The sequence below is a fragment of the Pseudomonas sp. MG-9 genome (assembly GCF_018729515.1).
Taxonomy (GTDB): domain Bacteria; phylum Pseudomonadota; class Gammaproteobacteria; order Pseudomonadales; family Pseudomonadaceae; genus Aquipseudomonas; species Aquipseudomonas serboccidentalis.
This window is the reverse complement of sequence record NZ_JAHHZH010000007.1, coordinates 338567-354001: the sequence shown is the minus strand read 5'-3', so window position 1 is coordinate 354001 and position 15435 is coordinate 338567. Positions and strand designations below refer to the sequence as shown.

Genomic DNA, 15435 nt, shown 5'->3' with positions numbered 1-15435 from the left:
CGTCCTGGTGGCTTTATGAGTCGGCTTCGACTGGCCGCACTATGTGCAGCAATGTTCCGCAAGCCAGCGGCTGGGTTCGTGTTGCCGGTCCTTACAATAACGGCGGCTGCCGTCGGTAAGCACTGACGAGAGGCTCCTTCTGTGAAGGGGCCTTTTTTGTGTCTGCTAAAACCTGTTCGTTAGAGCTTTGGTGTTTTGCAGGCAAAAGAAAACCCCCGACAAACCAGAAGTCTGTCGGGGGTTTCTTTTGTCCGGGAAGTATCAGGCGTCTCGTAACGCCTGATTCAGCTCAGCTTATTGGCAAGCTTCGCAATCCGGCTCGTCGATCGCGCAAGCCTTTGGCACTGGAGCCGGGCCGGCAGGAGCTGCCAGAACCGAATCGTCGCCGTGGTTGCCGCCGCTGGAAACAGCGTTCAGCTTGCCGGTGTTGATGGTCGACTTCTCGGTGCTGGTCGCGGCCAGGGCACGGAGGTAGTAAGTGGTTTTCAGGCCACGGTACCAGGCCATGCGGTAGGTCACGTCGAGCTTCTTGCCCGATGCGCCAGCGATGTACAGGTTCAGCGACTGGGCCTGGTCGATCCACTTCTGACGACGGCTGGCGGCGTCAACGATCCACTTGGTGTCCACTTCGAACGCGGTCGCGTAGAGCTCTTTGAGTTCTTGCGGGATGCGCTCGATCTGCTGAACCGAACCGTCGTAGTACTTCAGGTCGTTGATCATGACCGAGTCCCACAGACCGCGAGCCTTGAGGTCGCGAACCAGGTACGGGTTGATCACGGTGAATTCGCCCGACAGGTTCGATTTCACATACAGGTTCTGGTAGGTCGGTTCGATCGACTGCGAGACGCCAGTGATGTTGGCGATGGTCGCGGTCGGTGCGATGGCCATGATGTTGGAGTTACGAATGCCTTTCTGTACACGGGCGCGAACCGGTGCCCAGTCCAGGGTTTCGTTCAGGTCGACGTCGATGTACTTCTGGCCGCGAGCCTCGATCAGGATCTGTTGCGAATCCAGCGGCAGGATACCTTTGGACCACAGCGAACCGTTGAAGGTCTCGTACGAGCCGCGCTCGTCAGCCAGGTCGCAGGACGCCTGGATCGCGTAGTAGCTGACCGCTTCCATCGACTTGTCGGCGAACTCGACGGCAGCGTCGGAACCGTAAGGGATGTGCTGCAGGTACAGCGCGTCCTGGAAGCCCATGATGCCCAGACCGACCGGACGGTGCTTGAAGTTGGAGTTCTTCGCTTGCGGCACCGAGTAGTAGTTGATGTCGATCACGTTGTCGAGCATGCGCACGGCAGTGTTCACGGTGCGTTGCAGCTTGGCGGTGTCCAGCTTGCCATCCACGATGTGGTTCGGCAGGTTGATCGAGCCCAGGTTGCAAACAGCGATCTCGTCCTTGTTGGTGTTCAAGGTGATCTCGGTGCACAGGTTCGAGCTGTGAACCACGCCGACGTGCTGCTGCGGGCTGCGCAGGTTGCACGGGTCTTTGAACGTCAGCCATGGGTGGCCGGTTTCGAACAGCATGGACAGCATTTTGCGCCACAGGTCTTTGGCCTGGATGGTCTTGAACAGCTTGACCTTGCCCGGGTACTCGGTCAGGGCTTCGTAGTACTCGTAGCGCTCTTCGAAGGCTTTACCGGTCAGGTCGTGCAGGTCCGGTACTTCGGATGGCGAGAACAGGGTCCACTTGCCGTCATCGAAGACGCGCTTCATGAACAGGTCAGGGATCCAGTTGGCGGTGTTCATGTCGTGGGTACGACGACGATCATCACCGGTGTTCTTGCGCAGCTCGATGAACTCTTCGATGTCCATGTGCCAGGTTTCCAGGTAGGCACAGACAGCGCCTTTGCGCTTGCCACCCTGGTTAACGGCTACCGCGGTGTCGTTCACCACTTTCAGGAACGGAACCACGCCTTGCGACTTGCCGTTGGTGCCCTTGATATACGAACCCAGTGCACGAACAGGGGTCCAGTCGTTGCCCAGGCCGCCCGCGAATTTGGACAACATGGCGTTGTCGTGGATCGCGTGGTAGATGCCCGACAGGTCGTCCGGAACGGTGGTCAGGTAGCAGCTAGACAGCTGTGGACGCAGAGTGCCGGCGTTGAACAGGGTCGGGGTCGAAGCCATGTAGTCGAAGGACGACAGCAGGTTGTAGAACTCGATCGCACGGTCTTCTTTCTGCTTCTCTTCGATTGCCAGGCCCATGGCCACACGCATGAAGAAAATCTGCGGCAGTTCGAAACGCACGCCATCCTTGTGGATGAAGTAACGGTCGTACAGGGTCTGCAGGCCCAGGTAGGTGAATTGCTGGTCGCGCTCGTGGTTGATCGCCTTGCCCAGTTTTTCCAGGTCGAAGGAGGCCAGCACAGGGTTCAGCAGTTCGAACTCGATACCTTTGGCGATGTAAGCCGGCAGCGCCTTGGCGTACAGGTCGGCCATCTCGTGGTGAGTGGCGCTTTCGGCCACTTCGAGGAAGCCCAGGCCTTCGGCACGCAGGGTGTCCATCAGCAGGCGGGCGGTGACGAACGAGTAGTTCGGCTCACGTTCAACCAGAGTACGCGCGGTCATCACCAGAGCGGTGTTGACGTCGTTCAGGGCCACGCCGTCGTACAGGTTCTTCAGGGTTTCGCGCTGGATCAGGTCGCCATCGACTTCTTCCAGACCTTCGCAGGCCTCGGTGACGATGGTGTTCAGGCGGCCCATGTCCAGCGGCGCGAGGCTGCCGTCGGCACGGGTGATACGGATCGACGGGTGCGCGTTGACGGCGGCTTCGACCGGGGCGTGGGCAGCGCGTTCTTTGGAACGACCGTCACGGTAGATCACGTAGTCACGAGCGACTTTCTGCTCGCCGGCACGCATCAGGGCCAGTTCGACCTGGTCCTGGATCTCTTCGATGTGGATGGTGCCGCCCGAAGGCATGCGACGCTTGAAGGTCGCGGTGACTTGTTCGGTCAGGCGGGCAACGGTGTCGTGGATTCGCGACGAAGCGGCAGCGGTGCCGCCCTCAACTGCGAGAAACGCTTTGGTGATAGCGACGGTGATCTTGTCATCGGTGTAAGGAACGACAGTGCCATTACGCTTGATCACGCGCAGTTGACCAGGCGCGGTAGCTGCCAGATCCGAATTCGAATCGGCGGCCTGCGGCAAGGTGCCCTGCGGGTTCTCGCGAGTTGTGTCGGTTTGCATGGGGGGTGATCTCCACATTCTCTATGTTTGTTTGGGCACCATCATGGTGCTCACCGTTCTGGTCCGAAGCACTACAACCGACGGGCGTCGGGCATAACAACTTCGGACCAGTAGGAAAAAGGCTAATGACGCCGCATCCTTGCCGAAGTTTTTGGCTGCGAGCCAGGGCTCGAGCCGGATTCCTTCCAGGGTGACAGTAATGACTGCAACACCCGTACCGTTCCGGTCGTTTCCAACCTAAAAAACGGTGCCATCCGCCAGTGCGGTTTGGGCTTTGAAAAACCTGCTTGGTTCAACCGGAAACTGGCAATAAAGCGCTTGAGTTTCAGGTCCGAAATGTGGTTGGGCGTTTGATTGGAAAACCCTATATGTAGGGTCTCTCCTTGCGCCGTGCTACAAGATAATGCGTTTCGAGGGGGCTTGCAACGTACTAGCTGTGGATAAACCTGTGCGTAAATTGTGTAAGAAACCAGGAATTCCCGTGTAGGCCGCGAACCTGCTGAGCTAGACCGTTTGTCACTGTTTTTCACTCGGGAAAAACGCTTCAGCGGATTTTTAAGGGCGCGAACCCTATCACAAAAAACCGCCTTGTCCGAACGCATTTGGCGACTTGTGTTCTGGCTGTACGCCGTTTATACAATCGAGCGGTGTTTACCCATTCTTATCCTCCCAAAAGATGACAAAAAGACGGGAGGATCCGAATCTGTGGGCAACCGCACACCTGTGCAGGAGCTGCCGAAGGCTGCGATCTTTTGATTTTAAAAAGCAAGGTCAAAAGATCACAGCCTGCGGCAGCTCCTACAGGGAGCAATGCGTTTCTGCCTTAATTAATAAAAACAGCAAGCAGAGGTCACCGGTGGAGCAAGAAGCGTGGCAGGTATTGATAGTCGAGGACGACCAGCGTCTGGCCGAACTCACCCGCGAATACCTGCAAGCCAATGGATTGCGCGTGGAGATCGAAGGTAACGGCGCGCTGGCGGCAGCGCGGATCATCAAGGAGCAGCCGGACCTGGTGATCCTCGACCTGATGCTGCCCGGTGAAGACGGCCTGAGCATCTGCCGCAAGGTTCGCGATCGCTATGACGGGCCGATCCTGATGCTCACCGCCCGCACTGACGATGCCGACCAGATTCAGGGCCTCGACCTCGGCGCCGACGATTACGTGTGCAAGCCCGTGCGTCCACGGCTGTTGCTGGCGCGTATCCAGGCCTTGCTGCGACGCAGTGACAGCGCCGAGCCTGTCGCGGAAAAAAGCCGCCGCCTGCAGTTCGGCCCATTGGTGGTGGACAACGCGTTGCGCGAAGCCTGGCTCAGCGACAGCGGTATCGAACTGACCAGCGCCGAATTCGACCTGCTCTGGCTGCTGGTGTCGAATGCCGGGCGGATCCTGTCCCGCGAAGAGATCTTCACTGCGCTGCGCGGCATCGGCTACGACGGCCAGGACCGCTCGATCGATGTGCGCATCTCGCGCATCCGCCCGAAAATCGGCGACGACCCCGACCACCCGCGCCTGATCAAGACCATCCGCAGCAAAGGCTATTTGTTCGTCCCTGAAGCCTGCGTGGATCTGGCCCTGTGAACTCGATCTTCCTGCGCATCTACGGCGGTATGTGCGCGGCGCTGATTCTGGTGGCGGTGCTTGGCGTACTGGCATTGCACCTGCTCAATCAGGTGCGCAGCGAGCAATACCGCGAGCGCCTGGCCCACGGCACGTTCTCGCTGATGGCCGACAACCTGCAACCGATGAACGAAACCGAGCGTCATCGGGCGCTGCTGGTGTGGGAGCGTCTGTTGGGGATTCCGCTGGCGCTGAAGAAATTTTCCGAGACCGGCCTGGATCTGTCCCAGCGCACCCGAGTGCAGCATGGTCAGGCGCTGGTGGAGCAGACCGGCCCGCATGCGGCGCGGGTCTACAAAATGGTCAGCGATAAAGAGCAACTGGTGCTCACTGGCGACGTGCAGCAGATCAGCGAGCAATTGGCGCGGGCGACTATTTACCTGTTGGCCGATGAGTTGGTGCGTTTCCCCGTGGGCGAACAGCCCAAGCGGCTGGCGCAGTTAAAGGAAGAGAAGGGCTTCGGTTTCGATTTGCGGCTGGTCACGGTGAACGAGGCCGACATGGACGAAGACCAGAGCCGTCGTGTGTCCGAGGGCGATACGGTGATGGCGCTGGGCAAGGGCGGCGACTCGATCCGGGTGTTTGCCGGCATGGTCGGCACCCCTTGGGTGCTGGAGATCGGCCCGTTGTATCAGATGAACCCCTACCCGCCGCAATGGCTGGTGCTGATCGCCGCCCTTGGCTTGAGCCTGATCGGTCTGATCGTTTATCTGCTGGTGCGTCAGCTCGAACGACGCTTGCGCGGCCTCGAAGCGGCGGCCACGCGCATTGCCAAGGGCAGCCTGGAAACCCGAGTGCCGGCCCGGGGCGCCGACTCGGTCGGGCGTCTGGCGGCGGCGTTCAACGGCATGGCCGAGCACTTGCAACAGTTGCTGGCGATCCAGCGCGAACTGGTGCGGGCGGTGTCCCATGAATTGCGCACGCCAGTGGCGCGTCTGCGTTTCGGGCTGGAGATGATCGGTTCGGCCACCACCCCGCAGGCGCTGGAAAAGTACCGTGAGGGCATGGACCACGACATCGAGGACCTCGATAAGCTGGTCGATGAAATGCTCACTTACGCGCGGCTGGAACAGGGTTCGCCAGCGCTGACCTTTCAACGCATCGACCTCGATGCGCTGGTCAATCAGGTGATCGAAGAGCTGGCGCCATTGCGCGCCGAGGTCACGGTACAGCGCGGGTTATGCCTGTCGGCGGCGGATAACGACGGCGCCTGGGTCGAGGCCGAGCCGCGCTTCCTGCACCGCGCGTTGCAGAACCTGGTGAGCAACGCGATGCGCCATGCGCGCTCGAAAGTGACGGTGAGTTATCAGGTCGGGCAGTTGCGCTGCCGGGTCGACGTCGAAGATGATGGGCCGGGTGTGCCGGAGTCGGCGTGGGAGCGCATCTTTACGCCGTTCCTGCGTCTGGATGACAGCCGCACCCGGGCGTCGGGCGGGCATGGTTTGGGCCTGTCGATTGTGCGGCGGATCATCCACTGGCATGACGGCCGGGCGCTGATCAACAAGAGCAAGAGTCTGGGTGGGGCTTGCTTCAGCTTGAGTTGGCCGAGGAATCAGGAGCGACGCTGATATCGATGTTGGCCAGGCTGGCCTCATCGCGAGCAGGCTCACTCCTACCGTTGGAATGCGTTCCCTTGTAGGAGTGAGCCTGCTCGCGATAGGGCCGGTGCCAGCATCGCAGCTCTTCAGGCAGAAATGCTCACCAGACTCAACAACTGCCCCTCCTGCACCCCGAACTGCGCCTCCAGCTCACGGCCATGGCGCCATTCAGCGGACAGATCGGTCAGCAGGCGCAAGCGCACCTGACCCTGTTCCGTCCATTCCAGCACCTCGGCGTGTTCGAAGTAGAAGCGCTTTTGCACAATCGGGTACAGCGCCTTGAACAGGCTTTCTTTCACCGAAAACGTCAGCGTTACGCACAACCCCAGTTGCTCGCGCGCACCGGCGGTCATGCGCTGTAGTTCCGCCGGCGTCAGGATCTCCCCGGCCAGACGTTCGGCGCGGTCGCTGTCGAGCAGGTTTTCCAGGTCCATGCCCAAGCCGCGCCAGTGCTGTTTATTGGCGACAATCGCTGCCGCACGCCCGGTGCTGTGGGTGATCGAGCCGCAGATGTGCGCCGGCCACACCGGCGCGCGGTCTTCGCCAATCGCCGGGATCACGCTTGAGCCTTCCAGTTGCTGCAACGCGGCCCGGGCGCAGATCCGCCCGGCGAGAAACTCTGCCTGACGCTTGGCCACCGAACGCTGAATGCTCGGCGGCGGCTCGATGGCACTGCGCTGGAAGTCATCGCCCAGCAGTTGCTTCGGGTCGAAGCGGGTGCTCAGCAGGACGGTGTCGGGCAACACGTTCGGCAACGGCCAATGGGCGTCGAGCGGGGTGCAGCAGGCGGGGAGGATCGGGCTGGAATTCATGGCGGGCATTTTGCCGGTTGGCGCGGATGCTGGGTAGAGCCAAATCCTTTACCTGGCGGTAATGCATAACCTGTAGGAGCTGCCGGAGGCTGCGATCTTTGCTGTTTAAAGATCAAGATCAAAAGATCGCAGCCTCCGGCAGCTCCTACAGGGTGGATGTGGATCAGCCAAAGATCTTCTGGAAGAACGCCTTCATGTCCGCCCACGATTTTTCATCGGCCGCTTTGTTGTAACCGATATCCGGGCCACCGTGATCGCCGTGGCTCAAGCGATCAGCGTCGGGATTGGTGAAGCCGTGTTTGGCGCCGTCGAGGCTGACGAACTTATAGTCGGCGCCAGCCTTGTCCATTTCCGCCTTGAATGCGGTGACGTTGTCGGCGGTGACCATGCTGTCCAGTGCGCCGTGCTCGACCAGTATTTTCGCCTTCACACTGCCGGGCGTGGCTGGGGTGGTGGTTGCCAGTGCGCCGTGGAAACTCACCACGCCCGCCAGTGGCTCACCTTGACGCGCCGCGTTGAGCACCACGCCACCGCCGAAGCAATAGCCGATGGCGGCGATTTTATTCACGTCGGTCTGCGGCTGCTTTTTCAGCAGGTTCAGCCCGGCCTCGAAGCGCTTGCTGGACGCTGCGGCATCCTGGGTCGCGGCCTGCATGAACGCCATCGCATCTTTCGGGTGCTCGGTGTTCTTGCCTTCGCCGTACATGTCGATCGCCAGTGCGCTGTAACCCAGCTCGGCGAGGTCACGGGCGCGGCGCTTGGCGTAATCGTTCAGGCCCCACCATTCATGCACCACCACCACGCCCGGGCGCTTGCCCTTGATCGCGTCGTCATAGGCGTAGTAGCCGATCAGTTTTGTACCGTCGGCGCTCTGGTAGGGAATCTCCTGAGTCTTGATCGCGGCGTTGGCCAGACTGCTGGCGGCGAGCAGGGTGAGGGCGAGGAACAGGCGCATGGTCGGTCTCCTTATCGAAAAGTGGTCAGGACAGCCTAGCCGATTTGATTCAGCGCAGGTTCAGAGAGCGTTCAGGGGAGGTACAGGGGCAGGTCAGTAACCTTGCGCCATACCCAAACAGCACTGTGAAAGAGGAAACTCGATGAATCATCTAAACAAACTGCTGCTGGCTTTTACCTTGTTGGGCTCCAGCCTTGCGGCGCATGCCGATGACACCACTAACTTCGCCGGCCTGACGTTCGGTCAGACCAGTGACAAGGTCAAAAAGTCCCACGCGCTGAACGACAACCTCGGCCACCCGGACGCCAGCGGCGCGATCGATGGCAACAACACTTACGGCGTGCGTCTCGGCCAGCAAAACTCGCAAGGTCGCTACTACGCCACTTACGACAACGTGTCCGGTTCGCACAATGGCATTAAACTGCGCCAGGAAAACCTGCTGGGCAGCTACGATCTGTTCTATCCAGTGGGCGGCAGCACCAAGCTGTTCGGTGGCGCGACGGCGGGTTTGACCAAGCTGACCCAGGATTCGCCAGGCTACAGCCGTGACAGCGACATCGGTTACGCCGTGGGCGGTCAGTTCGGTGTGTTGCAGCAAGTGGCGCAAAACGTTTCGGTCGAACTCGGTTACCGTTACCTGATGAGCAACGCCAGCACTGAAATGAAAGAGAGCGGCGGCAGCAAGCAAGGCTCGCTGGACTTGACCAGCAGCGCGCAGACTTACCTGTCGGCCAACTACAATTTCTAAGGAGCGAATCGCCTTGAAACCCTGTGGGAGCGAGCTTGCTCGCGAAAGCGATGTTTCATTCAACATTATCGTTGACTGAATAACCGCCTTCGCGAGCAAGCTCGCTCCCACAGGTGGTTGTGGAGATTTCAAGTGATTAGGAGAAGGTCATGAAACTGTTGGTCGTCGAAGATGAAGCGCTGTTGCGCCATCACCTGCAAACCCGCCTGACGGAGAGCGGTCACGTGGTCGAGTCCGTGGCCAATGCCGAAGAGGCGCTGTACCAGACCGGACAGTTCAACTTCGATCTGGCGGTGATCGACCTCGGCCTGCCCGGTATGGGGGGGTTGGACCTGATCCGCCAGTTGCGTTCGAACGGCAAGACGTTTCCTATCCTGATCCTCACCGCGCGCGGCAACTGGCAGGACAAGGTCGAAGGCCTCGCTGCCGGTGCCGACGACTACGTGGTCAAGCCGTTCCAGTTCGAAGAACTCGATGCGCGGCTCAACGCCTTGCTGCGCCGCTCCAGCGGCTTCACTCAGTCGACCATCGTCGCCGGGCCGTTGCTGCTGGACCTCAATCGCAAACAGGCGTCGCTGGATGAAGAACCGTTGGCGCTGACCGCCTACGAATACCGCATCCTCGAATACCTGATGCGCCACCATCAGCAAGTGGTGCCCAAGGATCGCCTGATGGAGCAGCTCTACCCGGACGACGACGAGCGCGATCCGAACGTGATCGAAGTGCTGGTCGGCCGCCTGCGCCGCAAGCTCGAAGGCCCGGGCGGGTTCAAGCCGATCGACACCGTGCGCGGTCTCGGCTACCTGTTCAATGAGCGCTGCACTTGATTCGTTCTCTTCGCGTTCGCTTGATGCTCGCCGCCACCACGTTGGCGGTGTTGTTCATGCTCGGCTTGCTGCCAGCCATGCAGGGCGCGTTCAGCCTGGCGTTGCAGGACTCGATCGAGCAGCGCCTGGCCTCGGATGTCACCACGCTGATCTCGGCGGCACGCATCGACAGCGGCCATCTGGTGATGCCGACGCAGTTGCCGGATGAGCGTTTCAACCTCACCGACAACCGCTTGCTCGGCTACATCTACGACCGCGACGGCAAACTGGTCTGGCGCTCCAAAGGCACGCAGGAAGAGCAGATCAACTACACGCCGCGCTACGACGGGCTGGGTAACGAGTTCGCGCGGATCCGCGAGAGCAACGGCCAGGAGTTCTTCGTCTACGACGTCGAAGTCAAACTGCTCGGCGGTAAAAGTGCCGCCTTCAGTATCGTCGCCCTGCAACCGGTGCGTGAATACGAAAACACCCTCGAAGGCCTGCGCGAGAATCTCTATCTGGGCTTCGGCGCCGCATTGCTGGTGTTGCTGGCGTTGCTGTGGATCGGCTTGACCTGGGGCCTCAAGGCGCTGCGCCGCCTCAGTCAGGAACTCGACGAAATCGAAAGCGGCACCCGCGAAAGTCTCACCGAACAGCACCCGCGCGAACTGCTGCGCCTGACCGGCTCGCTCAACCGTTTGCTGCACAGCGAGCGCCAGCAGCGCAGCCGTTACCGCGATTCCCTCGATGACCTGGCGCACAGCCTGAAAACCCCGCTGGCGGTGTTGCAGGGGGTCAGTGAAGACATGGCCCAGCGCCCCGAGGATCGTGATCAGGCCTGGGTGCTGCAGACCCAGATCGAGCGCATGAGCCAGCAGATCAGCTATCAATTGCAACGGGCCAGCCTGCGCAAAAGCGGTCTGGTACGCCATCAGGTGCGTCTGCAACCCGTGCTCAAAAGCCTGTGCGACACGCTGGACAAGGTCTACCGCGACAAACACGTGCGGGTGGCCTTCGATCTGCCGGAACATTGCTACGTGCCGATCGAGCAGGGCGCGCTGCTGGAGATGATGGGCAACCTGTTGGAGAACGCCTATCGTCTGTGCCTGGGCGAAGTGCGCATCAGCGTGCGCGAGAGCCTGGCCGGCATCGAACTGTGCATCGAAGACGACGGCCCCGGCGTACCGCCGAATCAGCGTGCGCGCATCCTCGAGCGCGGTGAACGCCTCGACCGCCAGCATCCGGGGCAGGGGATCGGGTTGGCAGTGGTCAAGGACATCATCGAAAGCTACAACGCCAAGTTGATGCTGGGTGATTCGCCGATGGGCGGGGCGGCGTTCAGGATTCATTTTCCGGCGGCTTAGGTGTTGGCCGTTCTGACGTCATCGCGAGCAGGCTCACTCCTACAGGGGAATGCATTTCAAATGTCGGAGTGAGCCTGCTCGCGAAGGCGCCAGTCGGTTCACTGCGGGGTGTCACTGCTCCTGCGCCCGATAAGCCCCCGGCGTCAGCCCGGTCCACTTCTTGAACGCCCGGTGAAACGCCGACGGCTCGGAAAACCCCAGTTGCTCGGCGATCTGTTGCAACGACAGATCCGCCCGGCCCAAGTGGTAAATGGCGATATCCCGCCGCAACTGATCCTTCAATTCCTGAAAACTGGTGCCTTCCTCGCGCAAATGCCGACGCAGGGTTTGCGGGCTGATGTGCAGCTGCGCGGCCACCGCTTCCAGGTCCGGCCAGTGCGCGCTGTCGCGGCTGAGCAAGCGGCGCAGGCGACTACTGAGGCTGTCGCCGTCGTCCGGGCGCGACAGCAGGTCGGCGGGGGAGCGTTCGAGAAAGTGCTTGAGGGTGCGTTCGTCCTGTAACAGCGGCATGTGTAGATAGCGGCTGTGGAACAGCAGGCTGCTTTGATCGGCTGAAAACACCAGCGGGCAGGGGAACAGCAGATCGTACTCGGCGCCATGCGCCGGTTTCGGATAACTGAACGTGGCCTGTTCCAGACGAATGCGCTGGCCGATCAGCCAACTGCCGAGGCGATGCCAGATCACCAGCAGGCTCTCGCTGAGAAAGTGATCCGGGTCCCATAACTGCGAGTCATCGAGGCTCAGGCGCACCCATTCGTCTTCGCGGTGCAGGCTCAGGCGCGGGGCCTCGGGGAATAGGCTATAAAACAATAAACCGCGTTGCAGTGCCTTCTCCAGGTTACGGCAGTGAATCAGGGCATGGCACATCATCGCGAAGCTACCGGGTTTGCTCGGTGCGTTGCCAAAGCCCAGGTATTCGTCGTCCAGGGCCAGCCACAGGCTCTGTAGCAGTTGGGTGAATTGCTCCGGGGCGATGCGCGCGCGCGGCTCATCCAGCAACTCGGGGCTGATGCCCAGCTGTTGCAGCAGCGGCAAATAATCGAACCCCGAACGGCGTGCGCCACCGAGGGCGGCCCGGGCGAAATGACTGGCGATGGTACGTTCGCGCATAAGCGGCAGATCCTTCCTCAGGCGCCGGATGGTAGCCGGGGCGTGCACAGGGCAACAAGGCGGATTTCCGCCAAATTGTAGGACGAGATCCGGCGAGTTGGCGGAAATCCGCCACACTTGAGTCACCGAACAGTGACACAGAAAAGCCCGTAAGTCCTGATATCAAAAGGCTTGCAGCGAATTGCACCAAAGTGGCACGGCGTTTGCGATAAGAGCGACAGAAGCGTGCGTTGATCCCGCCCGGAAAGGCGCCGCTCGAACAACAAATCCCTCCAGTGCAGGAGGGTTCGCAATTCAGGTTCTGCGCTCAACAGATGGATGTTGCCTGCAGAACGCTTGAGGAAACTTGCAATGACGACTCGTCAGCCACTGTACAAATCCCTGTATTTCCAGGTGATCGTCGCGATCATCATCGGTATTGCCCTTGGTCACTACTACCCGCAGTTCGGTGTCGCGGTAAAGCCACTGGGTGACGGGTTCATCAAGCTGATCAAAATGATCATCGCCCCGATCATCTTCTGCACCGTGGTCAGCGGTATCGCTGGCATGCAAAGCATGAAGTCGGTCGGCAAGACCGGCGGTTACGCACTGCTGTACTTCGAAATCGTATCGACCATCGCCCTGCTGGTGGGCCTGATCGTGGTCAACATCGTGCAGCCGGGCAACGGCATGCACATCGACGTCAGCACCCTCGACGCTTCGAAAGTCGCCACCTATGTAGCCCAGGGTGCTGACCAGAGCGTTGTCGGCTTCCTGCTCAACGTGATCCCGTCCACCATCGTCGGCGCGTTCGCCACTGGCGACATCCTGCAAGTGCTGATGTTCTCGGTGATCTTCGGTTTCGCCCTGCATCGCCTGGGTGACTACGGCCGTCCGATCCTCGACTTCATCGATCGCTTCGCCCACGTGATGTTCAACATCATCAACATGATCATGAAGCTCGCGCCAATCGGTGCCTTCGGTGCGATGGCGTTCACCATCGGTGCCTACGGTGTCGGCTCGCTGGTGCAGCTGGGTCAACTGATGGCCTGCTTCTACATCACTTGCGTGCTGTTCATCCTGATCGTGCTCGGTGGTATCGCCCGCATGCACGGCTTCAGCGTACTGAAGATGATCCGCTACATCCGTGAAGAGCTGCTGATCGTACTGGGTACGTCCTCGTCGGAATCGGTACTGCCACGCATGCTGATCAAGATGGAGCGTCTGGGCGCGAAGAAATCGGTAGTGGGTCTGGTGATCCCGACCGGTTACTCGTTCAACCTCGACGGTACTGCGATCTACCTGACCATGGCTGCAGTGTTCATTGCTCAGGCCACCGACACGCACATGGACATCACCCATCAGATCACCCTGCTGGTGGTGTTGCTGCTGTCCTCCAAAGGCGCAGCCGGTGTGACCGGTTCGGGCTTCATCGTGCTGGCCGCCACGCTGTCGGCGGTAGGTCACTTGCCGGTGGCCGGTCTGGCGCTGATTCTGGGTATCGACCGCTTCATGTCCGAAGCCCGCGCCCTGACCAACCTGGTCGGCAACGCCGTAGCGACCATCGTTGTCGCCAAGTGGGTCAAAGAGCTGGACACCGACGTGCTGCAAACCGAGCTGGCCTCGGGTGGTCGCGGTATCGCTGATACCCGTCCTGAAGATGACCTGGGTGTGGCTGAAGGCCCAGCCCCGAGCAACGTCAAGTAACTGAAATTTGGTAATACCTTGTGGCGAGGGAGCTCGCTCCCGCTGGACTGCGCAACAGGCCTCTCTTTGAAGAGCGGGGCCGCTTCGCGCCCCAGCGAGAGCTCGCTCCCTCGCCACACAGGCAATAGAAAACCTGCTTCGGCAGGTTTTTTATTGCCTGCGATTTGAGCATTACGGTCACTGCCGCTGATGCATCCGGTGATTGCCGTACGCGGCATCGCTGCCTAGGCTGGGTGCATCGCTCAAGGAGATCGCCCATGTCTGCGCCGCTGGCCTCACTGAAGATTCTGGATTTCTCGACCTTGCTGCCCGGGCCGTTCGCCTCGCTATTGCTGGCGGACATGGGCGCCGAGGTGCTGCGCATCGAATCGCCGACACGCATGGATCTGTTGCGGGTATTGCCGCCGCATGATGGCGGAGTATCGGCCAGTCACGCCTACCTCAACCGCAACAAGCGCAGCCTGGCGCTGGACCTGAAACAACCCGAGGCGCTGGAAGTGGTCAAGCAGCTGCTGACCGATTACGACATCGTCCTCGAGCAGTTCCGTCCCGGTGTGATGGAGCGTCTGGGCCTGGGGTATGAGGCGCTGAAGGCGATCAATCCGAAGCTGATTTACGTGTCGATCACCGGGTACGGTCAGACCGGGCCTTACAGGGATCGCGCCGGGCATGACATCAACTACCTCGCCCTGGCCGGGCTGGCCAGCTACACCGGCCGCGCCGACAGCGGTCCGCTGCCGCTGGGTATGCAGGTGGCGGATGTGGCGGGCGGTTCGCTGCACGGGGTCATCGGCCTGCTGGCGGCCGTGATCGCCCGTCAGCAGACCGGGAAGGGCACCCACCTGGACGTGAGCATGACCGATTGCGCGTTCAGTCTGAACGCCATGGCCGGTGCCGGTTACCTGGCCTGTGGTGAAGAACCGCACTGGGAAGACCAGATGCTCAATGGCGGCAGCTTCTATGACTACTACCGTTCGCGCGACGGGCGCTGGCTGTCGGTGGGCAGTCTCGAGCCGGGGTTCATGCAGCAATTGTGTACGGCGTTGGGCCGGCCGGAGCTGGCGGCGCAGGGCTTGTCACCGAAACCCGAGCAGCAAAGGTTATTGAAGGATGCGTTGAAAGTTGAATTCGAGAAACACGACTTTGCCCAGCTGTGTGAATTGTTCGCCGGGGTCGACGCCTGTGTCGAACCGGTATTGAACCTGAGCGAGGCGGTGCAGCATCCGCAGTTGCAGGCGCGCGAGCTGGTGACACAGGTGCCGCGCGGGAACGGTACGAGTCAGGCGCAGATCGCCTGTCCGTTGAAGTTCTCCGAGGCGCTGCCGGCGCCGCGGCATGTTGGCGCGGCGTTGGGGCAGCATACGGATGAGGTGTTGGCGGCGTTGGGGTTTAGTGCGCAGCGGATTGCTCAACTGCGTGCAGGCAAGGTGATTCTCTAGCGTCTGACTGGGCCTCATCGCGAGCAGGTCCACTCCTGCAATTGAAATGCGTTCCACCTGTAGGAGTGAGCCTGCTCGCGATGGGGCCAGTCGGGGCCACACAAAAACCG

At 60.7% G+C, this 15435-nt stretch carries 11 protein-coding genes; 7 read left to right on the top strand and 4 right to left on the bottom strand.

Annotated elements, in window-relative coordinates:
• Positions 1-294: 294 nt before the first annotated feature.
• A complete protein-coding gene (locus KKQ10_RS20265; RefSeq protein ID WP_127652324.1) occupies positions 295-3189 on the bottom strand; it encodes a ribonucleoside-diphosphate reductase subunit alpha in 2895 nt (964 codons plus the stop codon).
• Positions 3190-4045: 856 nt separating this feature from the next.
• Between KKQ10_RS20265 and KKQ10_RS20260 the strand changes: the two genes are divergently transcribed.
• Together KKQ10_RS20260 and KKQ10_RS20255 are read left to right on the top strand one after the other, a co-directional pair.
• The gene (locus tag KKQ10_RS20260; protein ID WP_127652323.1) at positions 4046-4768 is read left to right on the top strand and encodes a response regulator; all 723 of its coding nucleotides are present in this window, start codon (positions 4046-4048) and stop codon (positions 4766-4768) included.
• Positions 4765-6375, top strand: coding sequence for an ATP-binding protein (locus tag KKQ10_RS20255; RefSeq protein WP_127652322.1), 1611 nt, complete (start codon positions 4765-4767; stop codon positions 6373-6375). The genes KKQ10_RS20260 and KKQ10_RS20255 overlap by 4 nt, the downstream gene beginning before the upstream one ends.
• A gap of 116 nt (positions 6376-6491) precedes the next feature.
• Here the strand turns inward: KKQ10_RS20255 and KKQ10_RS20250 are convergent, their stop codons facing one another.
• Both KKQ10_RS20250 and KKQ10_RS20245 read right to left on the bottom strand, forming a co-directional pair.
• A complete protein-coding gene (locus KKQ10_RS20250; protein ID WP_215502101.1) occupies positions 6492-7217 on the bottom strand; it encodes a 4'-phosphopantetheinyl transferase family protein in 726 nt (241 codons plus the stop codon).
• A 163-nt stretch (positions 7218-7380) separates the two neighbouring features.
• On the bottom strand, positions 7381-8172 hold the full coding sequence (locus KKQ10_RS20245) for a dienelactone hydrolase family protein (RefSeq protein WP_215502100.1): 792 nt from the start codon (positions 8170-8172) through the stop codon (positions 7381-7383).
• Between the two features lie 142 nt (positions 8173-8314).
• On the opposite strand from KKQ10_RS20245, the gene KKQ10_RS20240 reads away from it, so the two are divergent.
• From KKQ10_RS20240 to KKQ10_RS20230, 3 genes are all read left to right on the top strand, one after another.
• On the top strand, positions 8315-8920 hold the full coding sequence (locus tag KKQ10_RS20240) for a porin family protein (protein WP_215502099.1): 606 nt from the start codon (positions 8315-8317) through the stop codon (positions 8918-8920).
• A 149-nt stretch (positions 8921-9069) separates the two neighbouring features.
• Entirely contained in the window at positions 9070-9747 is a 678-nt protein-coding gene (locus KKQ10_RS20235; protein WP_007965967.1) for a response regulator, read from the top strand.
• Entirely contained in the window at positions 9744-11090 is a 1347-nt protein-coding gene (locus KKQ10_RS20230) for an ATP-binding protein (protein WP_215502098.1), read from the top strand. The genes KKQ10_RS20235 and KKQ10_RS20230 overlap by 4 nt, the downstream gene beginning before the upstream one ends.
• Positions 11091-11201: 111 nt before the next feature.
• Here the strand turns inward: KKQ10_RS20230 and KKQ10_RS20225 are convergent, their stop codons facing one another.
• On the bottom strand, positions 11202-12200 hold the full coding sequence (locus tag KKQ10_RS20225) for an AraC family transcriptional regulator (protein WP_127652316.1): 999 nt from the start codon (positions 12198-12200) through the stop codon (positions 11202-11204).
• A gap of 351 nt (positions 12201-12551) precedes the next feature.
• Here KKQ10_RS20225 and KKQ10_RS20220 point away from each other — a divergent pair, with 351 nt between their 5' ends.
• Together KKQ10_RS20220 and KKQ10_RS20215 are read left to right on the top strand one after the other, a co-directional pair.
• Positions 12552-13886 carry a dicarboxylate/amino acid:cation symporter gene (locus tag KKQ10_RS20220; protein ID WP_127652315.1) on the top strand — a complete coding sequence of 445 codons (1335 nt, stop codon included), beginning with the start codon at positions 12552-12554 and terminating at the stop codon, positions 13884-13886.
• Between the two features lie 257 nt (positions 13887-14143).
• The gene (locus tag KKQ10_RS20215) at positions 14144-15325 is read left to right on the top strand and encodes a CaiB/BaiF CoA transferase family protein (protein ID WP_215502097.1); all 1182 of its coding nucleotides are present in this window, start codon (positions 14144-14146) and stop codon (positions 15323-15325) included.
• The last annotated feature ends 110 nt before the right edge of the window (positions 15326-15435 follow it).

Bases quoted from the DNA above. Each gene is read 5' to 3' on its own strand.
- KKQ10_RS20265 (WP_127652324.1), bottom strand. From the start codon at position 3,189: ATGCAAACCGACACAACTCGCGAGAACCCGCAGGGCACCTTGCCGCAG.
- KKQ10_RS20250 (WP_215502101.1), bottom strand. From the start codon at position 7,217: ATGAATTCCAGCCCGATCCTCCCCGCCTGCTGCACCCCGCTCGACGCC.
- KKQ10_RS20245 (WP_215502100.1), bottom strand. From the start codon at position 8,172: ATGCGCCTGTTCCTCGCCCTCACCCTGCTCGCCGCCAGCAGTCTGGCC.
- KKQ10_RS20240 (WP_215502099.1), top strand. From the start codon at position 8,315: ATGAATCATCTAAACAAACTGCTGCTGGCTTTTACCTTGTTGGGCTCC.
- KKQ10_RS20235 (WP_007965967.1), top strand. From the start codon at position 9,070: ATGAAACTGTTGGTCGTCGAAGATGAAGCGCTGTTGCGCCATCACCTG.
- KKQ10_RS20225 (WP_127652316.1), bottom strand. From the start codon at position 12,200: ATGCGCGAACGTACCATCGCCAGTCATTTCGCCCGGGCCGCCCTCGGT.
- KKQ10_RS20220 (WP_127652315.1), top strand. From the start codon at position 12,552: ATGACGACTCGTCAGCCACTGTACAAATCCCTGTATTTCCAGGTGATC.
- KKQ10_RS20215 (WP_215502097.1), top strand. From the start codon at position 14,144: ATGTCTGCGCCGCTGGCCTCACTGAAGATTCTGGATTTCTCGACCTTG.